Here is a 25,681-nt window from a genome sequence, read left to right as displayed (position 1 = left end):
GCACATGAACGAGGAGTCCGAGACGAGTCTCGGTGACATCATCCGCGAAGTCCGTAAGAAGCAGGGGTGGTCGCAGGGTGAGCTCGGCGAGAAGTCAGGGGTGTCGCGCCCGACCATCGCGCGCGTCGAGGCGAACAATGACGTCACGACCGCGACCATCGCCAAAGTCGCTCGCGCCCTCGGCCTGAAGCTCGAGCTCAGGGACGACGATTGATCATGCGGGCCAGCGCAAGCGCGTCCGAGCACCGCCGTTATCGGAGCTCGTCGGTAGGGTCGCTCCAACGGCTGCGGGGATAGATCATGGCGCTGACAACCTCGCTTGCGGGCCGAGCCCGGAACACGAGCCTGCGGGTCGCAGTGCGGGGCGCCAGGAAAGTTGCAGCTCAAGCACTGTCTGGAGCCGGTCGCCGCAGTTGCAGTTCCAGTTGCATTCGTCTCGGTTCATCAGGGTTCGTTGGGCAGCCCACGAGCGGCTGCGCCGCAGGTCAGGACGGTGGCGAACACCGCCGGACCCCCGGACGAACAGTTGGAAAGCGTGTTGGGGGCAACCCCTCACGAGTTCGAATCTCGTATCCTCCGCAGGTCAGAGGGCCCGCACCGTTCACCGGTGCGGGCCCTCTGCGTTTGGTAGTTGCAGTTTTAATTGCAGTCGCCCAGATCAGGCGGCGGGAGGCCGCTGGTCAGGCCGGGTCCAGAGCAGTCCGCCGACCTTGTCGGCCGTGTCCCGGAGCACGCGGTCGGTCAGGTGCTGGTAGCGGCGGCGCATCCGGGCCGACTGGCCGGGCTCCCAGCCCATGATCGCGTCGACCACGGTGTCCGAGACGCCGAGGATCAGCAGAATCGTTCCTGCGGTGTGCCGGGCGTCGTGGAGTCGGCCGTCGCGGAGTCCGGCGGCCTCCAGCAGTTCCTTCCACTTGTGGTGGTCGGTGTTGGGGTTGAGCGGCTCCCCGATTGGCGAGGTGAAGACGTACCCCTTATCGACCCACAGGTCGCGGGCGAGGCGGCGTTCGTGCTCCTGCTCGTCGCGGTGCTGGGCGAGGAGCTTCATCAGCTCGTCCGGGACACCGATCGGCCGCCGCCCGGCGCGGGACTTGGTCTCCTTGGTCTCGCGGCGGATGTTGACCTTCTGCGGGCAGTAGCCGGGCTTGCGTCCGCAGGGGTCGCCGCAGCCGTGCTGGTAAGGAGTACGGCGCTGATCGGAAATCGTATGGTCATGACCTCGCCGATCGGCTCGGACGGCGAGGCCACGCCGGTAGGCTCTGTGCATGGTGATTGCTGAGTCCAAGGTGTCGCTCACGGGCATCAAGCCGACCGGGGAACCGCACCTCGGCAACTTCATCGGGGCGATCAAGCCGGCCCTGGAGCTGGCGGGTGGTACGGAGTCGATCTACTTCATCGCGGACTACCACGCCCTGACGTCGGTGCGTGATCCCAAGTTGCTTGCAGGATGGACCCGTTCGGTTGCTGCGACCTGGCTCGCCGCTGGCCTGGACCCGGAGCGGACGGTGTTCTACCGGCAGTCCGACGTGCCGGAGATCTTCGAGCTGCACTGGATCCTGTCGTGCTTCGCGGCCAAGGGAACTGATGAACCGCGCCCACGCCTACAAGGCGTCGCGGGACCGCAACCGGGAGGCGGGCGTCGAGGACTTGGACTCGGGCGTCAACATGGGGCTGTTCAACTACCCCGTGTTGATGGCCGTCGACATCCTCATCATGGAGGCCGACCTGGTCCCTGTGGGCAAGGACCAGCTGCAGCACGTCGAGTACGCGGCCGACATCGCCGGGGCATTCAACGCCGTCTACGGGGACACCTACCGGCTGAAGATCCCCAAGGCCGTGATCCCCAGCGAGGACAGCGGGCGCGCCCTGCCGGGCACCGACGGCCGGAAGATGAGCAAGTCCTACGGCAACACCATCCCCCTCTTCGCCCCGAGGCGGAGCTGCGCAAGGTGGTGCGCCGTATCCCCACCGACAGCACCCCGGTGGAGGCTCCGAAAGACCCCGACTCCTCGCCCGTCTTCCAGCTGCTGACGCACTTCGCGGCCCCGGAGACGACGGCGGAGGTCCGGGCTCGACTGGAGGCCGGCGGCATGGGCTGGGGGCAGCTCAAGGACACCCTCCATACCGTCCTCAACGAGCAGATGGGTCCGCTGCGCGAGCGCTACGAGGCGCTGATGAAGCCGGGCAGTGAGCTGGAGGAGCTGCTGGCCATCGGTGCGGCAAAGGCGCGCAAGCGGGCTGCTCCGGTGCTGGAGCAGGTCCGCCAGGCCATCGGTATCGGCTAACCGCGCAGGGTGGCCACCTGATCGGCTGCCTGCCAGGCGGTGGTCCACTTGCCGGGCAGACAGACGACGAGGTTGGTGAGGTGGCCCCAACCCGGCGGCGGGTCGGAGAGGTCCGCCACGACCGCGAGGGGATCGGGTCGGTCGCCTACCGGCTCGGCGACCTGGCCCCAGGCGAGACCGAGCTTCTCGGACGGCATCCCCGCCCAGCGTCGGGACAGTGCCGAGGCCAGGCGATAGCGCTCCATGTCCTCGTCCACGGGTGCCGGTGGGCGGCCCGGCAACGCTACGAAGAGGCCGCCCGGTTCGGAACGTGTCAAGTCAAATGAGACGTTCGTACGGTTATGCGCTCTGTTGTGCTGATTCGGGTTCTCTGCGTTTGGCGGGGTCGTTGATCCACGCCTGATCGGGGATCTTGGGCGGGCGGGGGCGGCGGGCGAAGCGTTCGGGGTGGCGGGCGTATGCCTCGTTGAGCGTGACGGCGCGCTGGTCCTGGACTTGGCCGGCGGTGCCGAAGTGCACGGACGCAGGCGTGTGCAGCCCGATGCCCGAATGGCGATGCTCATGGTTGTAATAGGCAATGAATGAGTCGAACCACTCGCGTGCGTGGTTCAGGGAGTCGAACCGCGCCGGGTAGTCGGCCATGTACTTCGTGGTTTTGAACTGGCTTTCGCTGTACGGGTTGTCATTCGAGACCTTGGGGCGCGAGCAACGTCGCTTGGCTAGGCCGCGGCGGTGAAGTGTTCGAGTGTTCGTGATTGTTCGTCAAGGTTGTTGTGGGTGCAGAGGGTGACGACGGTTGCCGGGTTGCCGGGTCGGTGTGCCTGGGGGAAGAGCTGCAGCTTGACGGTGTGTGTGACGCGGGTGGTGGCGGGCTCGTCGGGTTTCAGGGTGCGGTATCCGGTGCCGCTGCGCTTGGCGGCACGGGGTGCGGCGCGTCCGGGTCGGGGTGTGACGGCCTGGCGGATGAGGTCGGCGCGGACGTCACGGGCCTTGGCGGCCAGCTGGCGAGGGGGGAAAAGCCGTCCCGACGGTGCGTCGGACGGCGGCGAGGGTGTTCTTGAAGCTGATCTCCGCGGCGGGAACGTGGGCCTGCTCGGCGGAGTCGAGGGCCAGCTCGTGGACTGCCTGGTAGACGCAGAGCATCGCCCACAGTTCCTGCTCGACCATGGCGGGGCTGTTCGAGCGCAGGGTGGCGGTGCGCCCGCCGCGCTGTTCGATCTTGATGTGCTTGAAGATCGTCTCGCTGGTCCAGCGGGACGTGTAGAGCTCGGCCAGCTCCTGTGCGGGCGCGGTGACGGGGTCGAGCAGGGTTGTGATCAGGCAAAACAGCTCCGAGGTCTCCTCCGTGGTCCCGTCGGGGCCCCAGGTGGTCGTGGTCACGGTGTACTCGATGACCCGCACCGGCATCCGCTCGCCCTTGCGTCGCCCGCGCAGTTCGCTCAGGTAGGTGCCGTCGGGCAGCACCTGGACCAGCGGCAGGGCGAACGACTGCGAGACGCGCCACAGGAGTTGGGCCCCGGTGGCCGCGGTGTCGGTGCACAGGCCGTAGGCGGGGAAGCCCCGGTCTGCCAGCAGCAGCATCTCTGGCCCCAGCAGGGGCAGCAGCCGCAGCGCCAGGGTCCGCTCGCCGACCGCGAAGGAGTCGAAGACGGCCCCGATCATCGCCTTGGTGCCGCACTCCACCAGGGCCAGCAGTCGTACCTGCGGATACGGCCCCGGGCCGGCGGCGTTCGAGGAGCGCGTGTACGCGGCGGTGTTCTTCTCGCTGTCGGGGACGTCGACCAGGGTTCCGTCCATGGAGGCCAGGCGCAGTCCGCGCCAGAACGCCCCCGGTGTGGCGGGCGTCCCCCTGGCGCCGGCGACCCGGTCGAACAGCAGCCGCAGCGGACCGGGCCCCACCCGCGCCCGCGCCTCGGTCAGGGCTCCCGTGGTCGCCGGCCGCCAGGTCTCGCCCGCACGGCGCGGCCAGTTCTCCACCAGCTCGCGCAGCACCAGCCCGTAGCCGTAGCCGGTGAACAGCCACATCGTCAGAACGAAGTTGACCATCAGCGACGAGGGCAGGGACTTGGTCCGCTCCTCCCGCGCCCCGGCCTCATCGACGACGAAGTCGACCAACTCGGGCGTAAAGGTGCGCGACAGCAGCCCCATCCGCAGCCGCTCCGGGTAGCTCTCACCAGCTATGTGATCACGTGGCACAAGATCCAGACCTTAGCCGATCATGAGCTTCCCAAGCGACGTTGGGGGCGCGAGTGCGAGCGCGTCACGCCCAGATCGATGAGCAACTGCGAGACTTTCTTGCTGGTCATCGAGGTGCCGCGGTCCGCGTGCAGGTGCTCGGGGGCGATGCCGTTGCGTTCGACGGTCTCGCTGATCAACTCCTCGGCGCGCTCGGCCGATTCGGCCATCTCCACGGTGTAGCCGACGACGTAGCGGCTGAAGATGTCGATGATGACGTAGGCGTGGTACCAGATGCCCTTGTCTGGTCCGGCCAGTTTGGTGATGTCCCAACTGAAGACCTGCGAGGGGGCGGTGGCCACGAGTTCGGGGATGGACTTGGCGGCGTGGGTGGCCTGGCGGCGGCGCTCGCCGGTCTGGCCCTGGGCCTCCAGGATCCGGTACATCGTGCGCACTGAGCAGTAGTAGCGGCCCTCGTCCAGTTCGCGCGCCCAGATCTGGGCAGGTGCCAGTTCGGCATAGGCCGGGCTGTTCATCAGTGCCAGGATCCGCGCGCGCTCCGCCGGAGCCAGAGCTGAGGGCGGCGAGGGGCGCGGAGCGCGCTCGCGCGGCGGGGGCGGGTTGAGCCGACGGTAGTGCGTGGCCCGTGAGCGACCGGTCAGCCGGCAGGCCGCAGTGGTGTTCAACTCCCGCTCCAGCGACTGGAAGAGCTCGTCGGCGACCTGCTCGGCCTCGGCTTTCAGCCCGCACTCTTGGAGAGCAGTTCCAAGAGTGCGGAAGCTTTTCCCAGCAGCTCCAGGGCGGCGTCCTTCTGCGCCAGCTCCCGTTCCACGACGGCCAGCCTCTTGCGCAGCCGCTCGGCCTCGGCTGCTTCGGCGGGCCTCTTGGGGCGTGCGGGCGAGGTCCGCCGGTCGGCGAGCGTGGCCATCGCTCCGGCGTCTCGCGCGGCCCGCCACTCGATGATGTGCGAGTGGTACAACCGCTCGCGGCGCAGGACCGCGCCCTTCTCCCCGCTGGGGGCGGCATCGTACTCAGCGACGATCCGCAGCTTGTATTCCGCCGTGAACGTGCGCCGCTTCGGCCGCGGGGCCGGGTCGGGCTCGGGGGCTGTGCGTGAGGTGGTGGTATTGGAAGCCATGCCGGGAATCTCCTGTCTCGCCCATCCAGACTAACCCGGACGAACCGGACGTCTCAGTCGAGACTGTCAGAGAGGGGTTGGGGACTGACGGCGAGCAGGTCGCCGTCGAGCCAGTAGGTGAGCGGCAGACCGTGCTGCGCGTGCTCCAGGACGCCGAACGGCAGGCGTTGCAGGGTCAGCGGGTGCTGAACGCCGAGGAGGTCGAGCAGGTGCACCGCTCGGTGGCCTGCCGCGAGGACGACGGTCCGCGGTTGGCAGTAGCCGGCGGACGGACTCCACAGCATGGCTTCGGTACCGCAGCGCGTCAGTGTGCAAGGCTCGGCATTGCCGAAGGTGACGCCGAGGCTCTCCGCACGGGAGATGGTTCGGGCGTGCAGGGCGCTGACGTCAACCGAGATGTCGGGGAGCGCGAAGACCGCCTTGGGCGCGACGGCCGGGCGGGTCCCACAACCGTCCAGTTCGGCAACTGGCAGACGGCGTACGGGAATAGCGATGTCCGACCAGGCTTGCGTGTAGCGGTCGACTTCGCTCTCGTCAGCGAACAAGGCCCGGCCGGGGATGCGCTGGACGTCCGGGCCGAGCAGGTCGAACCAGCGGGACCGGTGCTCCCAGCAGGCCGCGGACACCTCGGGGAGCACGGGTGCGTAGACGGCTCCGGAGTGAAGCTGTCCGAAGTTCTGCAGGGAGGCCCCGGGGGTGCCATCGCCCCAGCAGCGGACTCGGTGGCCTTCTTCGGCCAGTCGGATGGCAGCGGTGAGGCCGGCGAATCCGGATCCCAGGACGACGGTTTCACGGGTGCTTTTCATTACTGGCCTCCGCTCGGGCGGACACCGGATTCGTGTCCGATGTAATGATCTGGACGGGCGGCATGTGCAGGTACCTCTCGAAGTGGCGGAGAAGGCCCTCCGGTGCACGGTGATGGTCGACCCGGACCCGGAGGCGGGACGGCAGGAGTGCCAGACGGCGATGAGTTGCCTGCCGGTGTGCGGCGGGGTTGTCACGGCCGACCGTTTGGGCGGTGAGCAGAGCACCGAGAGCGCGGGGCACATCCCCGATTCGGGGTGGAGCCTGCCTTACGGGGGTGACGCTGTCGCGGAGCAGCCACAAGTAGCGTCCGGCAGGTCCCTCGGCGACGGTCAGCATGGCTTCGGCGGCGGACCAGTAGTCGGTCAGCTGCGGCAACAGGAGAAGGTCGACGGGGGCGAGCCTAGGCCAGGGCTTGGCGCCGCTTGGCCCTTCCGTAGGGCGTCTGGAAGCCGGGTGGTGCCATCGCAGCGGTGGTGCCGGCGGCCAGGACACGGACGGTCGCGCCGCCAGCGGTCAGTGCTTCCCGGGCCTGGAGGACGAAGGACGTGGCTGCGGCGATGGACTGCCGCATGGAGGTGACGCTGGTTCGGTCGAGGGCGAGGTCGGCGATGACCACGTTCCGGTGGCCTGCCAGCGCGGCGAGAAGACCGGCCAGCGCCTGGTCCCGGTGCAGGTGATCGGTCAGATCCGCCTGCAGCCAGTTCGGGCCCCGCCACTGACGGGACACGCCGACGACCGGATAGCCACGCGCGTGGAGCCTGGACTGGAAGCGTCGCCCAAGCCGTCCGCCTCCTCCGAGGACGGCATAGACCGTGTCGGCCTTCATCGGCCGCACTCGCGCCAGAGCTTGGAGTAGAGGGCGAAGGTCTCGGTGAAGCGCTGCTTCGCGCGCTGCCAGCCCTCGGGGTCCTGCCGCCTGCCCTGGAAGGCGGCGCGGGCCTGGTCGATCTCCATGACGCTCCACCCGCTGCTGAGTTCGATTGCCGACAGCAGTGGGCGCTGGCTGGCTTCAGCCTCGGCGAGCGTCCGGGCGGCGATCTCGTCGTCCGGCATGCCGAGGTGGATGCTGGAGGCTGGGATGCTCTTGGACATCTTGGGGTATCCGCCGAGGCCCTCCAGGACCCGGAAGTACAGGGCCCCGAGTTCGACCTTCCAGCCCAGGCTGAGTTCGCCTGCTGCGGCCTGCCGTTGCAGGACGAGGCGAGACAGCTCGGTGAAGTAGCTCTCCTCCAGCCCGGAGAGCATCAGGACACGGGCGGCTCCCTCCTCGGCGGGGCCCAGGATGTCGGCGACGGTGTAGAGCGCATCGACGGTGAGTCCCACCTCGCTGCCGAGCAGGCCGTGGTCCTGGTAGAGCTCGACCAGGTCCTCGTGGTGGTCCAGGAAGTCCTGGCGGCTGAGGAACCGGGCGATGCGTCCGCAGCGCACCAGGTTCCCCGGGTCAACGTGGGAACGCAGGCGGACGGGTGCGAGGGTGGACTGTGCGTCCAGGCCGATAGCGCGCATGAAGGCGAACATCTGGTCGCGGACGTCGGTCAGCTGGTTCCACGGCACGTTGCGGGAGTTCCAGGCGCCCAGCTCGGAGACGACCACGGTCATGGGCACCTGCAGGTGCCGCTGGAGCTCGATCACCCCGAGCATCACGGACAGCGTCCCGGCGGTGGGTGCGTTGGTGGGACCGAATCCGGTCACCACCGCCAGCGGCTGCCCCGGGGACAGCGGAAGCACGTTCTGGAGCCGGTCGTGATGGGTGAAGCGGCGGGCCAGCGGGCCGAGCGCCTGCGTGATCCAGTCCTCCGAGGAGGGCAGGGGCTGCGGGGTCATCAGATGCCCTTCGGGGTCGCGGCGCGCAGACGGGAGAGCAGGAGTTGGGCGCGGCCGTCCAGACGAGCCGCGCGGACCAGTTGCAGGGCCTCGGCCTCGCTGGCGTCCGGGTAGCTGGTCGCCAGGATCGCGGCGGCATTGCGCTCGACCAGTGCCGTGGCGGCCGGATCACCATCGGAGCTGAGGGAGTCGACCAGAGCAGCGGCGTTCGAGCTGTGGTCGTCGCGGTGTCGTACCGCACGCCGCCAGGGTGCGGCAGCGCCGTCTTGGTGGTGCTGGATGTGCTGCACGGCGCCGTGGCGCAGGACCGCGCTGGTGCTGATGCCGAACCCGGCGAGTTCGTCGATCCGCTGGCCTGGTTCGATCAGGGTGGTGACCACCCTGCCTCGGGCAATGTCGGGTCGGGCGGCGTGGATGCCGAGCGCGGAGGCGTGGACGGCGTCGTGGGCCAGGCCGTGGACGAAGCCGTCGGCCGCGACCGCCAGCGTCGCGGCCGGCAGAACGAAGCTCATCGGACTGAGGGCGGAGAACCTGCCGTCGTAGCGGGCCGCGTAGCGCGGGCAGAACGCGGCGTAGTCGATGAAGGCGATCCCGTACCTGGCCACCAGCTCCGTCACACGGGCGGGTTCCGTGAGCGCAGGGATTCCGAGCGCGACCAGGACGTCCGAGGAGCCGGAGACGGCGGAGACCGAAGAGGAAGTGCCCTTGACGACTTTCACTCCAGCTGCGGCGGCCAGCAGCGCGGCGGCGGTGGAGACGTTGAACGTCTTGAAGGTCTCCTTCCCACTGCCCGAGACGATCACCGTGCCTTCCGGGACCGGCACAGGGTTCGCCAGGTAGGAAGCCAGGACATCGTCGAACACGACGACCTGGTCCCAGATCCGGGCGAGCAGCCCAGGGCTGAGGCAGTCGTCAGCCAGCGCCCGGCGCGCCCACGCCCGCCATCGGTCGTCCGCGTCCTCCCCCAGCTCGTGCAGCGCCTCAGTGAGATGCCGGACGGAGACCCGCTGCGGCACTGCGGTTCGAGGGGACCCGGACGGAATCGGCCGAACGCCCCGCACTTCGGAGTTTGCTGACTGTGCGCCAGAATGCGATGTCGAATGGAACATGGAGCTGCCTCCAGTCGATTGGTACCGGTGGGCACTGTTGCCAGGAACATCACAACGGCCATAGCGTGATCGCTGTATCACTCCGAGTTGCCGAGACTGTTCACCGTTCCGTTCAGCGGCCTTTCAACATCCGCTTACACACGGGTTCGCCGACCACGCGCTTAGGCTCGGGAACGTGCTGACGAATAGTGAGCTGGTGGGGGACGTGAGCAAGGACCGATCGGGTTGGTGCCCCGAACGGCTGCGTGAGGCAAGGGAGTCCCACGGCCTGACCCTTGAGTCAGCCGGCGAACGGCTCCGCGACACCGCCCGCCGGGCCGGTCTGACCGCACCCGCCGCGAACTTCCAGACCCTGTGGCAGCACGAGCAGGGCGAGGTCTACCCAGGCCCGCACTACCGCCGGGCCTACTGCCTGCTCTACCAGGCCAGCGAGCCTGCCCTGGGCTTCCGCAAACCGCTCCCCGGCGAGGCAGACCAGCGGCAACTAGACGAATCGCGCAGCGAGGTGGATGCCGTCCGTGCACAGGCCGTGGCCAAGGCGCTGCAGCGGCTACTGCCCGGATCAGCAGATGAGCGGCCTGCGGAGGACCTACGCCAGCGGATACTGGACGCCTGGCAGGAACGCCACACCAACAGCGAGCCGAGCAAGACCTCGCTCGTGCTGGTAGGCGGCTTCGCCGGCAGCGGCAAATCCGAGTTCGCCCGCTTCATCTCCCAGCTCACCGGCTGGCCCCTGCTCGACAAGGACCCCATCACCCGACCCCTGGTCGAGCGCCTGCTCAAGCAACTCGGCTGCGACCCCAACGACCGGCAGTCCGAGACCTACCGCACCCAAGTGCGGCCCCTGGAATACCAGTGCCTCATGGACTCCATCCTCGTCAACGTCGAATGCGGGATCTCCACCGTCGCCACGGCCCCCTTCATCAGCGAGATGAGTGACCCCGCCTGGATGCGGCGCCTGGCCAACCGCTGTGCCGCCTACCAGGTCGAGGTCACCCCGGTCTGGCTTGCCTGCGACCAGGACTCGATGCGCGAGTACATCTCGTTCCGCTCCGCCGCACGCGACTCCTGGAAGCTCGGCAACTGGACCCAGTACCTGGACGGTCTCGACCTCGACCTGCGCCCCTCCGTTCCGCACCTGGTCGTGGACAACCGCTACGGCTCGGCGATCGCCATCGCCGACCAGACCCGATACGCACTCGGAGCAGCCCGCACATGAAGACCGGCATCATCCTCTACGGGCCACCCGCCAGCGGCAAGGACACCGTCACCGCCTGCCTGACCGACCACGACCCACGGCTCGTCCCCTTCGCCCGCCTGAAGATCGGCGAGGGCCGCAGCCAGGGCTACCGCATGGGCACGCCGGAACAGCTCCGCCAACTCGAGGCCGCCGGGGAGGTCGTCTACCGCAACGACCGCTACAACAGCGTCTACCTCGTCGACCGGCCAGGCCTAGACGCCGCCTTCGCCGACGGCGGCACGCCGATCGTGCACCTGGGCCAGATCGCCGGCATCACCGCGCTCCTGACCGGCTACCCGGCAGCCTGGCTCACCGTCCGACTGGACTGCCCGCGCGAGGTGACGGAGCAGCGCTCGACTGGGCGCGGCGACACGGACACCCCCGCACGACTGGCCGCCTGGGACGCGACAGCAGCCGACCTCCGGGACAACCACGCCACCTGGAACCTCCACCTGCACACCGACCAGCTGCCAGCAGCTGAGGCGGCACAGGTCATCATCAAGGCCCTGTCCTCGCTGCGTCAGTGAGGTCGGTGCAGTCTGGCCAGGGCCTCGACCAGTGTCAGGTCGAGATCCCGCTCTCCCTCCCACCGGTCGAGCACCTCGACCGCACCACGCAGTGGCCCCCAGGCAGTCCGGATTCCTCCAGCAACTCGGCCGCCTCGGCCAACTCTGGGGCCCAGCGCCAGGCCCGCGCAGCGGTCTTGGCGATGTAGCCCGTCTCCAGCAGATAGCTGCCCGGCCTGTCAGCGGCTACCTCCAGGAGTTCACCCTCCACGCCGTGTTCAGCCGCCAAGGCGTAGGACAGCGCCGCGAGCACCCGTGACGCCTTCTGATAGCTGGTATAGGCGAGCTTCAACGCGCTGGCCTGACCCAACTCCGCACCGAGCACACGGGTGCGCACATCGGTGCCGTCAAACAGCGCCGCAATCTGCCCCGGCGCTCCACCCGGACCGGACAGGAACAATCGCGGCTGCTTACCTCCCCGGGGCGGCGAACCAATCACCGAGCCGTCCACCACGGTCGCGGCCGGAAGCAGCGCTGCGATTCGCTCGACGCAGGCAGGCGTGACGGCGTTGGCCTCGACGTACACCCGGCCCGCAAACCCGTGCGCCGCTACCTCTGTGGCCACCGTCTCGGCCGCCGCCGGCGGACACACGGACAGCAGCACATCGCAGCGTTCCGCCAGTCCCCCGATGCTCGCCACCTCGACCAGCCCTACTCCATCAGCACGTGCCCGCGTCTGCGCACCGCGCCCAGCGGAGCACCACAGCACCGCCGTCCCCGTCGCGGTGAGCTGGCCAGCGATTGCCGCTCCCATGCTGCCGGGGTGAAGAACCCCCACGACCGGAGCGCCGCCAGTCACGAGACCATTCCCCCGAGCCCCAGGAGCAGGTCGATGGCTTCTGCAGCGCTGGACACCACATGATCCGCCTCCATGCTGGCGCCCCCCGACGACACCCAGATCGTCCGCAGTCCGGCAGCACGACCGCCGCCGACATCGTTGATGGCGTTGTCTCCGACCATCCAGCCCTCCGAGCGGCCAGGACTCCTCACCAGTCGGGCAGCTTCATGGAAGATCCGCACGTCCGGCTTGCGGATCCCGATCTCCTCAGAGATGCAGACGGCATCGACCCGTTGATCGATCCCCGTCCGCGCAAGCTTCTCCCGCTGGATGTCGCCGGCCCCGTTGGTCACTACCGCCAGGAGCCAGTCGGCCTCTCGAAGCCGATCCAGCCCGACCAGCACCGCTGGCGGACACTTCACGGCCTCAGCCATGCCCGAGCAGTAGCGCCGCCACAGGTCATCGGCAGCGAAGGGAAGGGCGAAGCGCTCGCGCAAGCTTTCGAAGTCGCTCCGATACGCACGCTCCCGCATGGCTTCCAGCAGCCACAGCTCCACGTCCTCCCCCAAGCCGAGGTCCCCACAGAAGCGCCGGACGCATTCGCCGAAGCCCTGCGAGCGGTCTATGAGGGTGTCGTCAAGATCAAAGAGCACGAATCGCTGCACCTAAGAGACTCTACGGCTCGACGGGGCCACTGCGGATGGCCCTGCAGATGCGCTGCAGCGACCTACTTGGGGTGCCAGTAGATGGCGTCCCGCCCAGTGCACTCGGAGGGACACGACCTGCCAGTACCCCGTGGCTGGGTTGCGGCGTCTAGAGCCACGGCTGAACGCTAGTGCGGTGACCGGGTGACTTCGCCGTGTAGGGGACTATGCGGTGGCGAGAAGTGGGCGTCCGCCCCAGCGGATGCCCTTCTCGCTTCGGATGCGGGCTCGTTCGCGGCGTTGGGCGGCGAGGACGTCGGGGTGGCGGGCGTGGGTGTTGCGCCAGCGCAGGTAGGCGTGCAGGGCCCGGGTCTGGGCGGTGTGGTTGGGGTGGTGGGAGTTGGCCAGGGTGAACTGACGCAGGGGCCCGAAGTGGGCCTCGATCGGGTCGGCCCAGGACGCGTTGGTCGGGGTGAAGCACAGCTCGACCTGGTGCTTCTTCGCCCAGGCGCGGAGCTTGGTGCCCTTGTGGGCGGACAGATTGTCCATGATCACGTAGATGGTGTCGCCGTCGGGCTGCGCGGCGCGGATCGACTTGAGTGCGGCCAGGGAGTTCGCGGCGCTCTTGTGGCGGCGGTTGACGCCCCACAGGGTGTCGGTGCCCACCGAGTAGCAGCCGTGGAAGTAGGTCACCCCGTGGGTGCGGTGATAGGTGGCCGGCAGCCGGTTCGGATGCCCGGCCGGTGCCCAGCTGGATCCGGCGGTGGGGCGGATGCCGAGCGGTCCGAACTCGTCGAACGCGTAGACGCGCTGCGGTGCGTGCTCCAGCAGGTACTCGATGCGGTCGAGCTTGGTGTCGTAGTCGGGGTCGGCGGACTCCTTCCAGGTACTGGTGCGCTGGAAGGTGACGTCACGTCGGGCCAGCAGGCACCGCAGGGCCTCGCGTCGCAGGCCGATGGTCCGGCCCGGGACGGTGGGCAGGTAGTCGGCGAGTTTGCGCAGGGACCAGTGGGTGAAGGGCTGGCCCAGGCGGGTGGGTCGGGTGGTGGCCGTCTTGACGACGAAGTCCTCGTCGTCATCGCTGAGCTGGCGGGGACGGCCTCCCGCCCACTGAGGGTCCAGTGCGGCCAGGCCGATCCGGTTGAAGCTGTGGATGACGTCGCGCACGGTGTCCTCGTCCGCCGCCACCAGTTGGGCGATGACCGGGACCCGGTTCCCACCGGCCGAGGCCAGCAGCATCATCGCCCGGCGGTAGCGCACCGTGTTCATGGTGCCGCGCCGCACGATCCGCTGCAGCTTCTGGCCCTCCTGGTCGGATAACCGACGGACCTTGACTGGCTCTGCCACAACGCCTCCGCGAGGTCGGAACGGATGAGGCTCAACAGTCCACCGTCCCACACCGCCCCGGAACGTGTCAAGTCAAATGAGACGTTCGTACGGTTATGCGCTCTGTTGTGCTGATTCGGGTTCTCTGCGTTTGGCGGGGTCGTTGATCCACGCCTGATCGGGGATCTTGGGCGGGCGGGGGCGGCGGGCGAAGCGTTCGGGGTGGCGGGCGTATGCCTCGTTGAGCGTGACGGCGCGCTGGTCCTGGACTTGGCCGGCGGTGCCGAAGTGCACGGACGCAGGCGTGTGCAGCCCGATGCCCGAATGGCGATGCTCATGGTTGTAATAGGCAATGAATGAGTCGAACCACTCGCGTGCGTGGTTCAGGGAGTCGAACCGCGCCGGGTAGTCGGCCATGTACTTCGTGGTTTTGAACTGGCTTTCGCTGTACGGGTTGTCATTCGAGACCTTGGGGCGCGAGTGCGAGCGCGTCACGCCCAGATCGATGAGCAACTGCGAGACTTTCTTGCTGGTCATCGAGGTGCCGCGGTCCGCGTGCAGGTGCTCGGGGGCGATGCCGTTGCGTTCGACGGTCTCGCTGATCAACTCCTCGGCGCGCTCGGCCGATTCGGCCATCTCCACGGTGTAGCCGACGACGTAGCGGCTGAAGATGTCGATGATGACGTAGGCGTGGTACCAGATGCCCTTGTCTGGTCCGGCCAGTTTGGTGATGTCCCAACTGAAGACCTGCGAGGGGGCGGTGGCCACGAGTTCGGGGATGGACTTGGCGGCGTGGGTGGCCTGGCGGCGGCGCTCGCCGGTCTGGCCCTGGGCCTCCAGGATCCGGTACATCGTGCGCACTGAGCAGTAGTAGCGGCCCTCGTCCAGTTCGCGCGCCCAGATCTGGGCAGGTGCCAGTTCGGCATAGGCCGGGCTGTTCATCAGTGCCAGGATCCGCGCGCGCTCCGCCGGAGCCAGAGCTGAGGGCGGCGAGGGGCGCGGAGCGCGCTCGCGCGGCGGGGGCGGGTTGAGCCGACGGTAGTGCGTGGCCCGTGAGCGACCGGTCAGCCGGCAGGCCGCAGTGGTGTTCAACTCCCGCTCCAGCGACTGGAAGAGCTCGTCGGCGACCTGCTCGGCCTCGGCTTTCAGCCCGCACTCTTGGAGAGCAGTTCCAAGAGTGCGGAAGCTTTTCCCAGCAGCTCCAGGGCGGCGTCCTTCTGCGCCAGCTCCCGTTCCACGACGGCCAGCCTCTTGCGCAGCCGCTCGGCCTCGGCTGCTTCGGCGGGCCTCTTGGGGCGTGCGGGCGAGGTCCGCCGGTCGGCGAGCGTGGCCATCGCTCCGGCGTCTCGCGCGGCCCGCCACTCGATGATGTGCGAGTGGTACAACCGCTCGCGGCGCAGGACCGCGCCCTTCTCCCCGCTGGGGGCGGCATCGTACTCAGCGACGATCCGCAGCTTGTATTCCGCCGTGAACGTGCGCCGCTTCGGCCGCGGGGCCGGGTCGGGCTCGGGGGCTGTGCGTGAGGTGGTGGTATTGGAAGCCATGCCGGGAATCTCCTGTCTCGCCCATCCAGACTAACCCGGACGAACCGGACGTCTCAGTCGAGACTGTCAGAGAGGGCCCCGACACGGCGAAGTCATCCGGCCAACGCACTAGCTGCCTTGGAACAGCTGAACGCGTAGCGCGTCTGTGGCAAGACCGTCCCCGGTGCTGCTAGACATGCGACTGTGCACTCAGTCCTCTCCCCTTCACAGCTTCAGCTTTTGCACCATCTCGTGATCTCTGAGATTCCGTCCCCCGATGCGATAGCGGCTGCTGTCCGGGGACTCGACCAGGAGAGCAGCACAGCCGACGTGCAGACTCTCAGTTGGATGGGCCTACTTGAAGTCACAGGCAAGCGTCTCGTCATCACGCCGCGCGGCAAGGCAGCGTACTTCGAAGCCGAGTGCAATTCCCTGGGGGAACGCCTGGCCGAGGTGAGCATGTTCGCCGACGAGCTGCAGAGATGCAAACCCGCGCTCAGTCCGGAGATGCACGCGCTCCGTCAGCTCGCAGAGGGCGTCTGGAGCGGGACGGAGGCGGCAGCGTACGTAGCGCGCTGGGAGAAGGAGCACTGAGCTGCCGCTACGGCTCCTCGTCAACGTCCAGAAGCAGCTCGACTCTGCGACGGGGTTTGCGCGCCTTGACGGGTACCGGCAGAATATAGGCCTTCTCGAGGTCTGCCACCGTGACCGTGGGCGCGGCGAGAATCCGGTCCAGCAGATCCTGCTGTGCGGGAGCGAGGTCGGTGAGCCGACGCAGCACGGAGAGCAGTTCCATGAGCTCGCGTGACCAGTCCGCCGGCCAGGAGTCGACGTGCAAGTCGTCCAGGGGGCTGGTCTTGCGGCTGTTGGGGTTCGCCTTGCGGTAGCCGAACCACTTCTTGACGATCTGCATTCCGCCGACGTCGTAGTTCCACACCTCTGCGGGCACCGGGCTGACGTATCCGGCACCCAGGTACAGGGTCCGGTTCATCTCGGCGTAGTGGATTTCGCTGGGCACTTCCGTCCCGATGTGCTGGTCGTAGCGGAGCCGGCGCGGATCGCCTTGTGTGAAGAGGACGTCTCCTGCTGGCCGACCGGCTTCCGGATCGACGTACCGGTCGCCGTACGTCGAGGCCCACAGGAGGTGCTCGCCCAGCTTCACCGCCTCACGCCACAAGGCGGGATCACGAGTGAGCGGCAGCCGTACACCAGGCGTGAGCAGCTCCGCTGTGAATCGCTCGGTGAAACCGACATGCCCGGCAACAGCCGCCGTATATGCAGCCAGATCGTGCACTGTGACGCTGTCGAGGCCGAGTTCGGTTGCCAAGTGGGCGAACAGACGCGGATGCACGTTCGGTGTGCCGTCCGGATGGAGGATCGGCATGATCTTGCCGCCGCGGCCGTTGAAGTGGTGGGTATCAGGGAGCAGGGCGGTGGCGACGACCGCCGGCCCGGTCTCGATCTCGTGGGAGGACTGCTGGTTCAGGAAGATCTGTCCCGGCTGCAGGGCTTCCCACAACGTGGGTCGGGCGAAGTCGATGACGCGGCTGTCGGAGATCAGCCATTGCCGGTCGAAGCTGCGCATGGCGATGCGGATCAGGTCCGGCGCTAGCTCTGCTTCCTCGGCAAGTCCCTGGGTGTACTCAGGTTGTCCAGGCAGCGGGGGTCGACTGTCGTGGAGCGAACGATCTCGCGTCTCCTTGAACAATTTCGCTTGCTCGACCGGATCGGCCTCGTGGATCAGACGCGCCCAGCGCCGCTGGAGCAGCTGCTCGCTGGGGCCGTTGACCCACGAGCGGTTGGCCGTAATACCCAGACTTCCCCAAAGGAAGAGATCGTCGAGGGCGGGATAGTCCTCCCACCCGGTCTCGCTGATCGGGCGGAACGGGCGGATGGCGGCGGAGTGCGTGTCCTGCCAGCCGTCGTCGTCCAGTTGGATCTCTTTGAGCTGGCGGTACTTGGAGACTCGCCGGCCGTGTACAGATCGGTAATGGATGCGGGCGGGCCGCTCAGGATCCGTGTCCTTGCTACGCACGAAGATGCAGATGGCCAGGGGCTGCGCGACACCAGGGAAGATCCGGCTGGCCACATCAGGCCGGTGCCCCTCCGGGGACAGATCGATGATCCAGCCCTCGTCGCAGGTGCGCCTGAGGTAGTTGCGCATGCCACGTCCGCCGGGCCCCGTGGTGAAGCCGGACGGAGTGATGAAGCAGACGACCCCCTGCTGGTCCTGCGGATGGGCGTCGAAGACCTTCCAGGTCGCCCAGCGCCAGAAGTAGATGTAGAGGTTCTTGAGCACGTGCTCGTAGCGACCGTTTCCGGGCCACTTGAACGCCTCGATGGGAGTGACGCCCTGCGCCGGGCTTCCCTTCTCGACCCAGCCGCCGCGGCCTTTTGCCTTGTCGTCGTAGGGCGGGTTGCCGATCGCGACGGTGACCGGTGTACTGGCCTTCACCTCGTTCGCCCGCCTACGCGACTCCGAGATCACGCCGTACGTCGAGGCGATGGTTTCCTCGGCCAAGTAGGGGTTGTCCAACGTGTCGGTGACGAACAGCTTCATACCGTCAGGCGGCGCGACCGCTTGATGCCGCTTGAGCAGGTCCGAAGCCCGCAGCTCGGCGACGGCAAAGGGGCCCATCTGCAGCTCAAAGCCGATCAGGCGCTTCGCCAGACTGCCTATCGCATCCGGCGTCGCCCCAGGGCCAACATTCTCCGCCGTCCAAGCGGCGACGTGCTCGATGACCGCGTGAAGGTACGTGCCCGTGCCCATCGCTGGATCAACGATACGCACGCTGTCGTCCGCGTATCCGGCCGGGCGGCCCAAGCGGGTACGCAGCACATCCTCGGTGAGGCGCACCATCTCCTCGACCACTTCACGCGGGGTGTAGTACGAGCCGCTCTTCTGCCGCAGCTTCTCGTCGTACACCTCCAGGAACGACTCGTATAGGTGCAGGTACGCATCCCTCCGGCCCTTGCGGATCGCAGCCCAATCGACCGCGTCGATCACCTGGATAAGCAGGTCGAGGCTGACCTCGAAGCTCACCGTGATGTTGTCAGTCAGAAGCTGAAGGGCCTTGCCCATCAAGGCGTGACCGGCATCCAGGCTGCGGCCGATCTCGTGCAGCCCCACTCCCTTCAGGGAGATGTCTTCCGTGCGCGCCAACAGCAGCGCGAAGGTCACCGTCTGGGCGTACCCGTCGGCGAAGGTGGCGTCATCGGCCGTCGGGAAGAGCAGCCTGCGCCAGTCGTTCTTCAGCCCGGTGAACCGCAGTTCCTCAGGGCGCGCGCCCTCCACTGCGTGCCGTCCCTCCCACTCCAACTGCTCCAGGACCGCCGCACGCAGCAGGCGGCATAGCGGAGCCGTGCGCCGGACCAGTGTGGAGACGGCGCGGATCGGCTCAGGAACCCAGTGGAGGAAGGTCCGCAGGAGGGCGTGAAACGCGGCGGGCTCGCGGGCGGACAACGAGCGTCCTGCGCTTCCTAGATCGCCGTCGAAGACGACCGGGGAGCCGATCAGCTCCCCGGTGCGGAAGAGACGCCACTCAGTGCCGTTGGTATAGAGCACGTTTGGCAAGTCGCGGAGTCGTTCCCACTGCTTCTTGTTCCGCCCGGTGAACTTCTCTGGATCGACCGACAGACCAGGGCGCTTGACCTCGACATAGCCGACGATTTCGCCGTGCACCTCGACCGCATAATCAGGACGCACGCCCACATCACGTAAGGGCGTTTCGGAGTGCCACAGCACGCCGTCCATGGCGTCGTGCCTTCCCACAGCCTCCAGGAGGTTCTGCAGAGGCGGACGAATTGACGCCTCGGGGTCGCCCGGTCCGTTCACCATGGCCTTGCATGACGCTCCGAAGATCGAGATGGCTTCCGCGAGCCAGCCGAAATCTTGCCCCTGCGTCATTGCCGCCCCCCGCATTACCGATCATGACTTGAGGAGTATGTCACTCCTCCAGCCGGGCTGGAAGGCATCAACTCCCCTCGTAGTCAAGCCCGTCGAGAACCGATCAAGATCTACACCCGCCCTGGAGAGCCGGGGGCTGGCGCTGATTCCGTCGCCCACCGCCTCCTGGACAGCTGCGCGTACCGCGGGCGTCGCAACCGGGTAGGCGCATGCGGGGCGTGAGGCCGTGTAATCCAGTCGGATGCCACTTCCGGGAGGCGCATGCGGTCACACCAGCGCCTGTCGCAGGCAACGGCCCGCGTGAAGATCCGCTGTTCTGAGTTGCGCCTCACCCCCGAGCACCAGTCAGCCGACTACTGGAGTGCAGTCTGCGGCTCAGATAGCGCAGAATCGAGCGATGGACGTCTCCAAGCTGCTCGAAGCCGTTGCCCTCCTGGTTCCCCCGGAGACCGCCACCGACAACGACATCACGGTGGACGACGTCTGGGACTACCTGGCCCAGGACGACTGGGAAGTGGCACTCGGTCTCCTGGAAGAACTCGCCAACATCCGCGGGCTCCCGCTGAGCTTCTGGGAGACGATGGCCGTGGCAGCGGAGGCGCTGCACCTGAAGCGCAGCACGGCGTGGTGCTACTGGCGCTGCTACGAGGCTCGTAACGGGGTCATCCGAGCGACGCTCAGCCTCCTGCCGGCCGACGCGTCCCGGCGGAAGACCGCGCTCCCCGGCCCCGGTGTAATGCGCCCGCTCTGGAATCTCGGCTCCTTGGCTCCGGGTGGCGAACCGACCTTTGAGACCGCCCGCATCTGGGTGGAGCATCGCCCCTCCTTGGAGCCGGGCGGACGGTTCGCCGTCCGGCTCGCACCCCTGATCCCGTGCCGATGGCAGCACCTCAGCTGCGGCGACATGATCACGATGCACGAAGGCCGCCCCGCGGCAGGAACAGCGGTCATCCTGGAGGTTCAGCGAGCCCAGGGATGAGCCGCAGGCGACACGTGCACCAACCAGATACGGGGGATTCCCCCTGCTCAGGGTCCCTGCATTCGTTGTTCCGTAGTTGCAGTTCCAGTTGCATTCGCCTCCGTTCAGCCAGGTCCGGAGGTCGGCCTGCGGGCGACTCCGCCGCAGGCCAGGACCCTGACGACCACCCCCGGACACCCGGACGAACAGTTGGAAAGCGTGTTGGGGGCAACCCCTCACGAGTTCGAATCTCGTATCCTCCGCACCCGCCCAGCTGGGCAGATGAAGGGCCCGACCGCATCGCGGTCGGGCCCTTCATCGTTGATTGCTTGCGGTACCGGGGCAGAGTGCGCCCCGCGAGGCACCCTGCTCGACGCGAACGGTAGAGCTGGTGGGAGGGCCTGATTGGTTGTCACAACGTGTGATGGGCTGCGAATTTTCGCCCTGGCCGCAGGACGCCGAGGCAGTGGCACATTGCGTTGCCGCCACCGGAAGCGCGCCGGATGATTCTCTGGTGCCCAGTACCACGCCCCAACCGCCTGTCCTGCTGCCCTATCCCAAGATCCCGGCGAGCGGACGGCTCAGCGGTTTTGCAGTCCGGGAGTGGGTCGCCGCCGAGAAGGTCCACGGAGCGCACTTCGCCGTTGTCTGCGATCGTTCCGGAGTCCGCCCGGCCAAACGGCGCGAGCTGCTGGGCGACGAACTGCTCGACGGTTTCTTCGGCGTCAGCAGCATCTGGCCCCAGTTGTCCGTGGCCGCGGCCCGCTTCGCCGCGACACTGCGCACGCCCCGGAGTGGGCCACCTGGTGACCCCGACGACGCAGCAGACGCAGGCGACGACGTGGTGGTGACCGTCTACGGTGAACTGACCGGCGGCCGCTACCCGCACCCCGACGTCCCTGCGGAGCCCGGAAGCGCGCCAGTACAGACTGGCGTGTGGTACGCGCCGGGCCTGCACTGGCTGCTCTTCGATGCGCACATCGCCACCTCTCCCAGTGGCCGTCGCTGGATCTCCGACCGTTCTCTCCGCCGAACCGCTGCCATCGCAGGCCTGACCTGTGTACCCCTGCTTGCATACGGCCCACTGACCACTCTGCAGCAGCTACCGAGTACATTCCGCACCGAGGTCCCCGCCGCCCTCGGACTCCCCGAACTGGACGACAACCTTGCGGAAGGCTACGTCCTCAAGCCGGCCGGCGAATGGCACGAGACCGACGCACCGGAGGCCGAAGGTCGCCCGCTCGCCAAGGTGAAGCAGCCCGCATTCGCCGAGGACGCGCGTTACAACGGTGCGCGGCCCTACCTGCCGCCGCTGCACGGCGCGACAGGCGTGCCCGCCTGGCTCCTGGTCGAAGCCACAGCACTGCTCACCCCAGCCCGCGCGGCCGCCGCGGTCAGCAAGCTCGGCCCCGCCACCCTCACAGCCACGGTAGCCGCCGAGATCGCCCAGGACGTCAGGGAAGAGATCGCCTCAGCCGTCGGAGGTCTGGAGGACGCCCCCGCTCACGCCCTGGAACAGGCGCTGCTCCCTGGCGCCCACCTCCTCGCCCTACTGGACGCTGCCGACCGCCGCACGGGCGGCGGACACCCACAGAAGGGGGGCAACCAGGTCCCCTCCGAGGCCACTGCCGCCCCGACTCCTTAGCCTGATGCTTCAAAGAGAACATCATTGGATATACTCGATGCAGACATTGATATACGAGGAGGTGCAGCTATGGGCAGAACCGTGATCGATCTGGATGACGAACTGGTCGCCGACGTGGCCCAGGCCCTTGGTACCAGCACCAAGAAGGACACGGTAAACACCGCCCTGCGCGAGGTACTGGAGAACCGTCGGCGGGCTCTGGCACTCACACGCCTGCGTGCGGCCGCGGACGAAGGGGCCTTCGAGCTGGAGATCTTCGAGGACAAGCGGAACTACCGTCGGTGAGCGCCGCGCAGTTTCTGATCGATACCAGCGCCTTGGCACGCTTCATGCGCGGTGACGCAGAGCAATACGGGTGGGACCGAGCCGCAGCGGCCAGTCTCATCGCGACCTGTCCGATCACCGAGCTTGAGTTCTTCTACAGCGCTCGTTCCGCCGAGGACCGTGCGCAGGGCATTGAGGACATGCGCCTGCTCTTCAGTTGGGTGCCAGTCGATGATCGTGCCTACAACCGCGCTTGGGAGGTCCAGAATGCGCTGACTGGGCGGGGCCAACACCGCAGCGCCGGAGCTGTTGATCTAGTCGTCGCAGCCACAGCGGAACTGCAGGGACTGACCCTTCTCCATCGCGACCGGGACTTCGAATGCATCGCCTCCGTCACTGGGCAAGCCCTTCAGTGGTACGGGCCCGCGGCCGGCAAGTAGCCCAGAAGAGCTGAACAGCTCGACGCGTAGGGCGGCGCCCCTGGGCTGCAGTTCCTGGACCGCCATGGCGAGACCGTCTCGTGGCAGAGCCCCAGGGAGTGGACCCGAGGGGTGGACCGGGGTGGGAGGTCAGGGGTGGGAGGTCAGGGGGCGACGGAGAGGACGATCTTTCCTGTGGTCCGGCCGGTCTCGCCCAGGGTGTGGGCCCGGGCGGCCTGCTCAAGCGGGAAGACCTGCTCGACGATCACGCGCAGGCGGCCGTCCTCGACCAAGGCGGTGATCTCCCGCAGCGCCTGCTGGTCGGGCTCCACCAGCATGAACACGGCCCGCACCCCGGCCGCAGCGGCCTCCCGGGCGGGGAAGGCGTCGTCCAGCGGCAGGATCGAGATCAGCCGGCCGCTTGGTCGCAGCGTCCGCAGGGAGCGCACCCGGGTCGGTCCGCCGAGGGTGTCCAGGACGACGTCGACGTCACGGACGGTCTGCGCGAAGTCCTCGGTACGGTAGTCGATCGGTTCGTCGACTCCCAGCGAACGCAGCAGGTCGTGCTTCTCGGCACTGGCGGTACCGATCACGTACGCACCGCGGGCCTTGGCGATCTGCACGGCGAGGTGGCCGACGCCGCCCGCGGCGGCGTGGACCAGGACACGCTGGCCGGGCCGGACGTCCGCCGTGTCCACCAGTGCCTGCCAGGCCGTCAGCGAGGCCAGCGGCAGGGCGCCGGCGCTGAGGTGATCGATGCCGGCGGGGCGCGGGGCGAAGTGCCTGGCAGGAGCGGTGACGTACTCGGCGTAGGCACCCGCCGGGTGCGGGAAGCGCGGCATCCCGAACACCGGGTCGCCCGGCTGGAAGAGCGTCACCCCACCACCGACCGCGGCCACCACCCCGGCGACGTCGAAGCCCAGGGTGAACGGCGGCAGCGCCCCGGTGCCGAACACGCCGCGTGAGCGGGTCTTCCAATCCGCCGGGTTCACGCCGGCTGCGTGCACGCGGACCAGGATCTCGCCCAGACCCGGTTCCGGGCGCTCGGTCTCGACGACGTGGAGGACGTCCGGTGCTCCGGCGGTGTGCTGGGTGACCGCGCGCATGGTCGCGGGAACGATGGCCTTGGACATGATGGAGCCCTTCCAAAAGTGCGTGATCTGTCGCTTACATGTGCGGGTATCTGTCGCTTGCGCCTACTGCGCCTACTGCGCCTGTTGCGCCCGCCTGCGCCTGCCTGCGCTTCTGCCTGAACGGGCGCGTTCCAAGACTGTCGAGGTCGCCGAACCCGAAGTAGTGGCCCGAAGGCCACGGAGTGAAAGGATCGGGTCATGCACCATGTTGGCGTTCTGGCCCTGGACGGCGTCGTCCCCTTCGAACTCGGCATTGCCGCCCGCATCTTCGTTGCGGCCCACGACAGTTCGGGCAACCGGCTCTACACCGTGACCACCTGCAGCCTGGACGGCCTCCCGGTCCGCGCCGAGGCCGACTACGGCCTCACCGTCTCCCACGACGCCTCCCTACTGGCCGCCGTCGACACCGTCGTCATCCCGCCCTCCCACGCGCTCGGGCCCATCCGGGAGCAGGGCCTCCTCCCCGACGACCTGCGCGAGGCCATGGCCGGCATCCGTCCTGGCACCCGCATCGTGGCGATCTGCACCGGTACCTATGTCCTGGCCGCCGCCGGCCTTCTGGACCACCGGCCCGCCACCACCCATTGGCGTGAGGCCGACCACCTGCAACGTCTGTTCACCACCGTGCGCATCAACCCCGACGTCCTGTTCGTCGACGACGGCGACGTCCTCACCTCGGCCGGAGTGGCCGCCGGCATCGACCTGTGCCTGCACATCGTTCGCCGCGACCACGGCAGCGACATCGCCAACGCGGTCGCGCGCAGCTGCGTTGTGCCACCCTGGCGCGACGGCGGACAGGCCCAGTACATCCAACGCCCCGTCCCCGACTCGTCCGACACCGGCACCGCGCCCACCCGGGCCTGGGTGAGCGAACGCCTCACCGAACCCGTCACGCTGGCCGACATGGCCACCCACGCCAAGGTCAGCGTCCGCACCTTCACCCGCCGCTTCCGCGAGGAGGTCGGTGTCAGCCCCGGCCAATGGCTCCTGCGCCAACGCATCGACCTGGCCATGAACCTGCTGGAAGCCACGGACCTGCCCATCGACGCCGTAGCCCACCGCTCCGGCCTGGGCACCGGGGTGTCCCTGCGCCAACACCTCCGCACCGCCGTCGGCGTCACCCCACAGGCATACCGACGGACCTTCCGCCCCGCCCGCGCAACCGTGTGACGCGGCTCGTTCCTTGAGCGGCGGTATCAGTCATGCGGCCGGTCGACGAAGGGCACCGCTGTGACGGGGTTGCATCCCGCGGCGACCAGCCGCATGACGAAACCCGCGACGTCTTCGAGCTGTCGGGCGTGATCCAGTCCGCCGATGACGGCGGGTACGGCTCCCAGGTCGCGAATCAACGCCGCGGTGAGGTCGAGCGCCGCAGCGTCGTCACCGCAGATCGCCACGGTTCGCTCGGGTTGGCCGGGTTGGCCGGGTTGGCCGGGTTGGCCGGGTTGGCCGGGTTGGCCGGGTTGGCCGGGGTGCTCGGGGTGCTCGGCCGGCGCCAGCAGCTGCAGCCAACTCGTGCCTGCGAACAGGTGCAGGGCCTTGACCACGTGGCCGCCCACGGCCCGCTCCGCGATGTGCTCCGCTGCCGAACCGACAGCAGGCTTCAGCATTCCCGAGGCGTAGTCCACCGCGTTGGTGCAGTCGATGACGGCCTTGCCAGCAAAAAAAGCCCTCAGCGGCTCCCGCGAGCGCGAGCACATGGTCGAGCCCTTCCCAGGCCACCGCCACGACCACGACGTCGCTTGCGCGGACCACCTGGTCCGGTGCCGTCGCTTCCACCAGGTCGCCCAGCCGCTCGGCGATCGCCTGCGCCTTGTCGAGCGAACGCCCCCCGACGAGGACGCGGTGCCCGGAACGGGTCCATGCCTCGGCCAGCGCCGAGGCCATCACGCCGGTTCCCAGGATTCCGATACGCATGGTGCTTTCCCCTTTTCTTTTCC

Annotated in this window: 28 protein-coding genes and 3 pseudogenes; 12 read left to right on the top strand and 19 right to left on the bottom strand. The window is 68.1% G+C overall.

Features of this window, described 5'->3' with window-relative positions; translation table 11 throughout:
- The first annotated feature begins 4 nt into the window (after positions 1-4).
- Entirely contained in the window at positions 5-214 is a 210-nt protein-coding gene (locus ACXKR8_RS27750) for a helix-turn-helix transcriptional regulator (protein ID WP_458267297.1), read from the top strand.
- Between the two features lie 444 nt (positions 215-658).
- Here ACXKR8_RS27750 and ACXKR8_RS27745 read toward each other — a convergent pair.
- Positions 659-1,189, bottom strand: a pseudogene (locus ACXKR8_RS27745) (tyrosine-type recombinase/integrase); the annotation flags it as partial.
- Between the two features lie 76 nt (positions 1,190-1,265).
- On the opposite strand from ACXKR8_RS27745, the pseudogene ACXKR8_RS27740 reads away from it, so the two are divergent.
- The 3 genes and pseudogenes from ACXKR8_RS27740 to ACXKR8_RS27730 form a co-directional block, all read left to right on the top strand.
- Positions 1,266-1,565, top strand: a pseudogene (locus ACXKR8_RS27740) (tryptophan--tRNA ligase); the annotation flags it as partial.
- Between the two features lie 19 nt (positions 1,566-1,584).
- Complete coding sequence (locus tag ACXKR8_RS27735; RefSeq protein ID WP_462100702.1) at positions 1,585-2,031, top strand: hypothetical protein; 447 nt, start codon at positions 1,585-1,587, stop codon at positions 2,029-2,031.
- Positions 1,983-2,285, top strand: coding sequence for a hypothetical protein (locus tag ACXKR8_RS27730; RefSeq protein ID WP_462100758.1), 303 nt, complete (start codon positions 1,983-1,985; stop codon positions 2,283-2,285). The genes ACXKR8_RS27735 and ACXKR8_RS27730 overlap by 49 nt, the downstream gene beginning before the upstream one ends.
- Here the strand turns inward: ACXKR8_RS27730 and ACXKR8_RS27725 are convergent.
- The 9 genes from ACXKR8_RS27725 to ACXKR8_RS27685 form a co-directional block, all read right to left on the bottom strand.
- On the bottom strand, positions 2,282-2,530 hold the full coding sequence (locus ACXKR8_RS27725) for a hypothetical protein (RefSeq protein ID WP_458267295.1): 249 nt from the start codon (positions 2,528-2,530) through the stop codon (positions 2,282-2,284). The two genes, ACXKR8_RS27730 and ACXKR8_RS27725, sit on opposite strands and share 4 nt — an antisense overlap.
- 94 nt (positions 2,531-2,624) lie before the next feature.
- Positions 2,625-3,041 carry an integrase core domain-containing protein gene (locus tag ACXKR8_RS27720; protein WP_458275095.1) on the bottom strand — a complete coding sequence of 139 codons (417 nt, stop codon included), beginning with the start codon at positions 3,039-3,041 and terminating at the stop codon, positions 2,625-2,627.
- Positions 3,042-3,266: 225 nt separating this feature from the next.
- The gene (locus tag ACXKR8_RS27715) at positions 3,267-4,481 is read right to left on the bottom strand and encodes an IS4 family transposase (RefSeq protein ID WP_458267222.1); all 1,215 of its coding nucleotides are present in this window, start codon (positions 4,479-4,481) and stop codon (positions 3,267-3,269) included.
- A 20-nt stretch (positions 4,482-4,501) separates the two neighbouring features.
- Positions 4,502-5,146 (bottom strand): transposase, encoded by a 645-nt coding sequence (locus tag ACXKR8_RS27710; RefSeq protein ID WP_458267294.1) that lies wholly within the window; start codon positions 5,144-5,146, stop codon positions 4,502-4,504.
- A gap of 53 nt (positions 5,147-5,199) precedes the next feature.
- The gene (locus ACXKR8_RS27705) at positions 5,200-5,598 is read right to left on the bottom strand and encodes a transposase (RefSeq protein WP_458266979.1); all 399 of its coding nucleotides are present in this window, start codon (positions 5,596-5,598) and stop codon (positions 5,200-5,202) included.
- 53 nt (positions 5,599-5,651) lie between these two features.
- Positions 5,652-6,404, bottom strand: a complete 753-nt coding sequence (locus ACXKR8_RS27700; RefSeq protein ID WP_458267293.1) for an FAD-dependent oxidoreductase — start codon at positions 6,402-6,404, stop codon at positions 5,652-5,654.
- Between the two features lie 401 nt (positions 6,405-6,805).
- Positions 6,806-7,231 (bottom strand): NAD-dependent epimerase/dehydratase family protein, encoded by a 426-nt coding sequence (locus ACXKR8_RS27695; RefSeq protein WP_458267292.1) that lies wholly within the window; start codon positions 7,229-7,231, stop codon positions 6,806-6,808.
- Entirely contained in the window at positions 7,228-8,229 is a 1,002-nt protein-coding gene (locus ACXKR8_RS27690) for a nucleotidyl transferase family protein (RefSeq protein ID WP_458267291.1), read from the bottom strand. Before ACXKR8_RS27690 ends, ACXKR8_RS27695 begins: the two co-directional genes overlap by 4 nt.
- Positions 8,229-9,245 carry a hypothetical protein gene (locus ACXKR8_RS27685; protein ID WP_458267290.1) on the bottom strand — a complete coding sequence of 339 codons (1,017 nt, stop codon included), beginning with the start codon at positions 9,243-9,245 and terminating at the stop codon, positions 8,229-8,231. Before ACXKR8_RS27685 ends, ACXKR8_RS27690 begins: the two co-directional genes overlap by 1 nt.
- Before the next feature lie 268 nt (positions 9,246-9,513).
- Between ACXKR8_RS27685 and ACXKR8_RS27680 the strand changes: the two genes are divergently transcribed.
- Positions 9,514-10,557, top strand: coding sequence for an AAA family ATPase (locus ACXKR8_RS27680; protein ID WP_458267289.1), 1,044 nt, complete (start codon positions 9,514-9,516; stop codon positions 10,555-10,557).
- Entirely contained in the window at positions 10,554-11,105 is a 552-nt protein-coding gene (locus ACXKR8_RS27675) for a P-loop NTPase family protein (RefSeq protein ID WP_458267288.1), read from the top strand. Before ACXKR8_RS27680 ends, ACXKR8_RS27675 begins: the two co-directional genes overlap by 4 nt.
- A 34-nt stretch (positions 11,106-11,139) precedes the next feature.
- Here ACXKR8_RS27675 and ACXKR8_RS27670 read toward each other — a convergent pair whose 3' ends face one another.
- From ACXKR8_RS27670 to ACXKR8_RS27650, 5 genes are all read right to left on the bottom strand, one after another.
- Positions 11,140-11,898, bottom strand: a complete 759-nt coding sequence (locus tag ACXKR8_RS27670; protein ID WP_462099887.1) for a DUF1932 domain-containing protein — start codon at positions 11,896-11,898, stop codon at positions 11,140-11,142.
- Between the two features lie 41 nt (positions 11,899-11,939).
- A complete protein-coding gene (locus ACXKR8_RS27665) occupies positions 11,940-12,587 on the bottom strand; it encodes an HAD family hydrolase (protein WP_458267287.1) in 648 nt (215 codons plus the stop codon).
- Positions 12,588-12,791: 204 nt separating this feature from the next.
- The gene (locus ACXKR8_RS27660; protein ID WP_458267286.1) at positions 12,792-13,913 is read right to left on the bottom strand and encodes an IS630 family transposase; all 1,122 of its coding nucleotides are present in this window, start codon (positions 13,911-13,913) and stop codon (positions 12,792-12,794) included.
- 93 nt (positions 13,914-14,006) lie between these two features.
- Positions 14,007-15,041 carry an IS3 family transposase gene (locus ACXKR8_RS27655; RefSeq protein ID WP_458274906.1) on the bottom strand — a complete coding sequence of 345 codons (1,035 nt, stop codon included), beginning with the start codon at positions 15,039-15,041 and terminating at the stop codon, positions 14,007-14,009.
- Positions 15,038-15,436 (bottom strand): transposase, encoded by a 399-nt coding sequence (locus tag ACXKR8_RS27650; RefSeq protein ID WP_458266979.1) that lies wholly within the window; start codon positions 15,434-15,436, stop codon positions 15,038-15,040. The genes ACXKR8_RS27655 and ACXKR8_RS27650 overlap by 4 nt, the downstream gene beginning before the upstream one ends.
- Positions 15,437-15,667: 231 nt before the next feature.
- Between ACXKR8_RS27650 and ACXKR8_RS27645 the strand changes: the two genes are divergently transcribed.
- Entirely contained in the window at positions 15,668-16,009 is a 342-nt protein-coding gene (locus ACXKR8_RS27645; RefSeq protein ID WP_458267285.1) for a hypothetical protein, read from the top strand.
- Between the two features lie 7 nt (positions 16,010-16,016).
- Here ACXKR8_RS27645 and ACXKR8_RS27640 read toward each other — a convergent pair whose 3' ends face one another.
- Entirely contained in the window at positions 16,017-19,322 is a 3,306-nt protein-coding gene (locus ACXKR8_RS27640; protein ID WP_458267284.1) for a type ISP restriction/modification enzyme, read from the bottom strand.
- A gap of 397 nt (positions 19,323-19,719) precedes the next feature.
- Between ACXKR8_RS27640 and ACXKR8_RS27635 the strand changes: the two genes are divergently transcribed.
- The 4 genes from ACXKR8_RS27635 (at position 19,720) to ACXKR8_RS27620 (ending at position 22,629) form a co-directional block, all read left to right on the top strand.
- The gene (locus ACXKR8_RS27635) at positions 19,720-20,301 is read left to right on the top strand and encodes a hypothetical protein (protein WP_458267283.1); all 582 of its coding nucleotides are present in this window, start codon (positions 19,720-19,722) and stop codon (positions 20,299-20,301) included.
- Between the two features lie 493 nt (positions 20,302-20,794).
- Entirely contained in the window at positions 20,795-21,925 is a 1,131-nt protein-coding gene (locus tag ACXKR8_RS27630) for an RNA ligase family protein (protein WP_458267282.1), read from the top strand.
- A gap of 69 nt (positions 21,926-21,994) precedes the next feature.
- Positions 21,995-22,210 carry a type II toxin-antitoxin system VapB family antitoxin gene (locus tag ACXKR8_RS27625; RefSeq protein WP_458267281.1) on the top strand — a complete coding sequence of 72 codons (216 nt, stop codon included), beginning with the start codon at positions 21,995-21,997 and terminating at the stop codon, positions 22,208-22,210.
- Positions 22,207-22,629, top strand: a complete 423-nt coding sequence (locus tag ACXKR8_RS27620) for a PIN domain nuclease (RefSeq protein WP_458267280.1) — start codon at positions 22,207-22,209, stop codon at positions 22,627-22,629. Before ACXKR8_RS27625 ends, ACXKR8_RS27620 begins: the two co-directional genes overlap by 4 nt.
- Before the next feature lie 143 nt (positions 22,630-22,772).
- Here ACXKR8_RS27620 and ACXKR8_RS27615 read toward each other — a convergent pair whose 3' ends face one another.
- Complete coding sequence (locus tag ACXKR8_RS27615) at positions 22,773-23,741, bottom strand: NADP-dependent oxidoreductase (RefSeq protein WP_458267279.1); 969 nt, start codon at positions 23,739-23,741, stop codon at positions 22,773-22,775.
- Positions 23,742-23,939: 198 nt separating this feature from the next.
- Between ACXKR8_RS27615 and ACXKR8_RS27610 the strand changes: the two genes are divergently transcribed.
- The gene (locus ACXKR8_RS27610; RefSeq protein ID WP_458267278.1) at positions 23,940-24,911 is read left to right on the top strand and encodes a GlxA family transcriptional regulator; all 972 of its coding nucleotides are present in this window, start codon (positions 23,940-23,942) and stop codon (positions 24,909-24,911) included.
- A 26-nt stretch (positions 24,912-24,937) separates the two neighbouring features.
- Here ACXKR8_RS27610 and ACXKR8_RS27605 read toward each other — a convergent pair whose 3' ends face one another.
- Positions 24,938-25,441 carry an NAD(P)-binding domain-containing protein gene (locus tag ACXKR8_RS27605; RefSeq protein WP_462100757.1) on the bottom strand — a complete coding sequence of 168 codons (504 nt, stop codon included), beginning with the start codon at positions 25,439-25,441 and terminating at the stop codon, positions 24,938-24,940.
- Positions 25,442-25,469: 28 nt separating this feature from the next.
- Positions 25,470-25,658: pseudogene (locus tag ACXKR8_RS27600) on the bottom strand (NAD(P)-binding domain-containing protein); the annotation flags it as partial.
- Positions 25,659-25,681 lie beyond the last annotated feature (23 nt).

Source organism: Streptacidiphilus sp. PAMC 29251, from assembly GCF_054208735.2.
The sequence above is the reverse complement of the archived record's forward strand: the minus strand, read 5'-3'. Positions and strand labels throughout refer to the sequence as shown.

What these genes read in the sequence shown, in the direction of transcription:
- ACXKR8_RS27750 (WP_458267297.1), top strand. Translation starts at nt 5, where the DNA reads ATGAACGAGGAGTCCGAGACGAGTCTCGGTGACATCATCCGCGAAGTC.
- ACXKR8_RS27735 (WP_462100702.1), top strand. Translation starts at nt 1,585, where the DNA reads ATGAACCGCGCCCACGCCTACAAGGCGTCGCGGGACCGCAACCGGGAG.
- ACXKR8_RS27725 (WP_458267295.1), bottom strand. Translation starts at nt 2,530, where the DNA reads ATGGAGCGCTATCGCCTGGCCTCGGCACTGTCCCGACGCTGGGCGGGG.
- ACXKR8_RS27705 (WP_458266979.1), bottom strand. Translation starts at nt 5,598, where the DNA reads ATGGCTTCCAATACCACCACCTCACGCACAGCCCCCGAGCCCGACCCG.
- ACXKR8_RS27700 (WP_458267293.1), bottom strand. Translation starts at nt 6,404, where the DNA reads ATGAAAAGCACCCGTGAAACCGTCGTCCTGGGATCCGGATTCGCCGGC.
- ACXKR8_RS27695 (WP_458267292.1), bottom strand. Translation starts at nt 7,231, where the DNA reads ATGAAGGCCGACACGGTCTATGCCGTCCTCGGAGGAGGCGGACGGCTT.
- ACXKR8_RS27690 (WP_458267291.1), bottom strand. Translation starts at nt 8,229, where the DNA reads ATGACCCCGCAGCCCCTGCCCTCCTCGGAGGACTGGATCACGCAGGCG.
- ACXKR8_RS27675 (WP_458267288.1), top strand. Translation starts at nt 10,554, where the DNA reads ATGAAGACCGGCATCATCCTCTACGGGCCACCCGCCAGCGGCAAGGAC.
- ACXKR8_RS27670 (WP_462099887.1), bottom strand. Translation starts at nt 11,898, where the DNA reads ATGGGAGCGGCAATCGCTGGCCAGCTCACCGCGACGGGGACGGCGGTG.
- ACXKR8_RS27650 (WP_458266979.1), bottom strand. Translation starts at nt 15,436, where the DNA reads ATGGCTTCCAATACCACCACCTCACGCACAGCCCCCGAGCCCGACCCG.
- ACXKR8_RS27640 (WP_458267284.1), bottom strand. Translation starts at nt 19,322, where the DNA reads ATGACGCAGGGGCAAGATTTCGGCTGGCTCGCGGAAGCCATCTCGATC.
- ACXKR8_RS27635 (WP_458267283.1), top strand. Translation starts at nt 19,720, where the DNA reads ATGGACGTCTCCAAGCTGCTCGAAGCCGTTGCCCTCCTGGTTCCCCCG.
- ACXKR8_RS27625 (WP_458267281.1), top strand. Translation starts at nt 21,995, where the DNA reads ATGGGCAGAACCGTGATCGATCTGGATGACGAACTGGTCGCCGACGTG.
- ACXKR8_RS27615 (WP_458267279.1), bottom strand. Translation starts at nt 23,741, where the DNA reads ATGTCCAAGGCCATCGTTCCCGCGACCATGCGCGCGGTCACCCAGCAC.
- ACXKR8_RS27610 (WP_458267278.1), top strand. Translation starts at nt 23,940, where the DNA reads ATGCACCATGTTGGCGTTCTGGCCCTGGACGGCGTCGTCCCCTTCGAA.
- ACXKR8_RS27605 (WP_462100757.1), bottom strand. Translation starts at nt 25,441, where the DNA reads ATGTGCTCGCGCTCGCGGGAGCCGCTGAGGGCTTTTTTTGCTGGCAAG.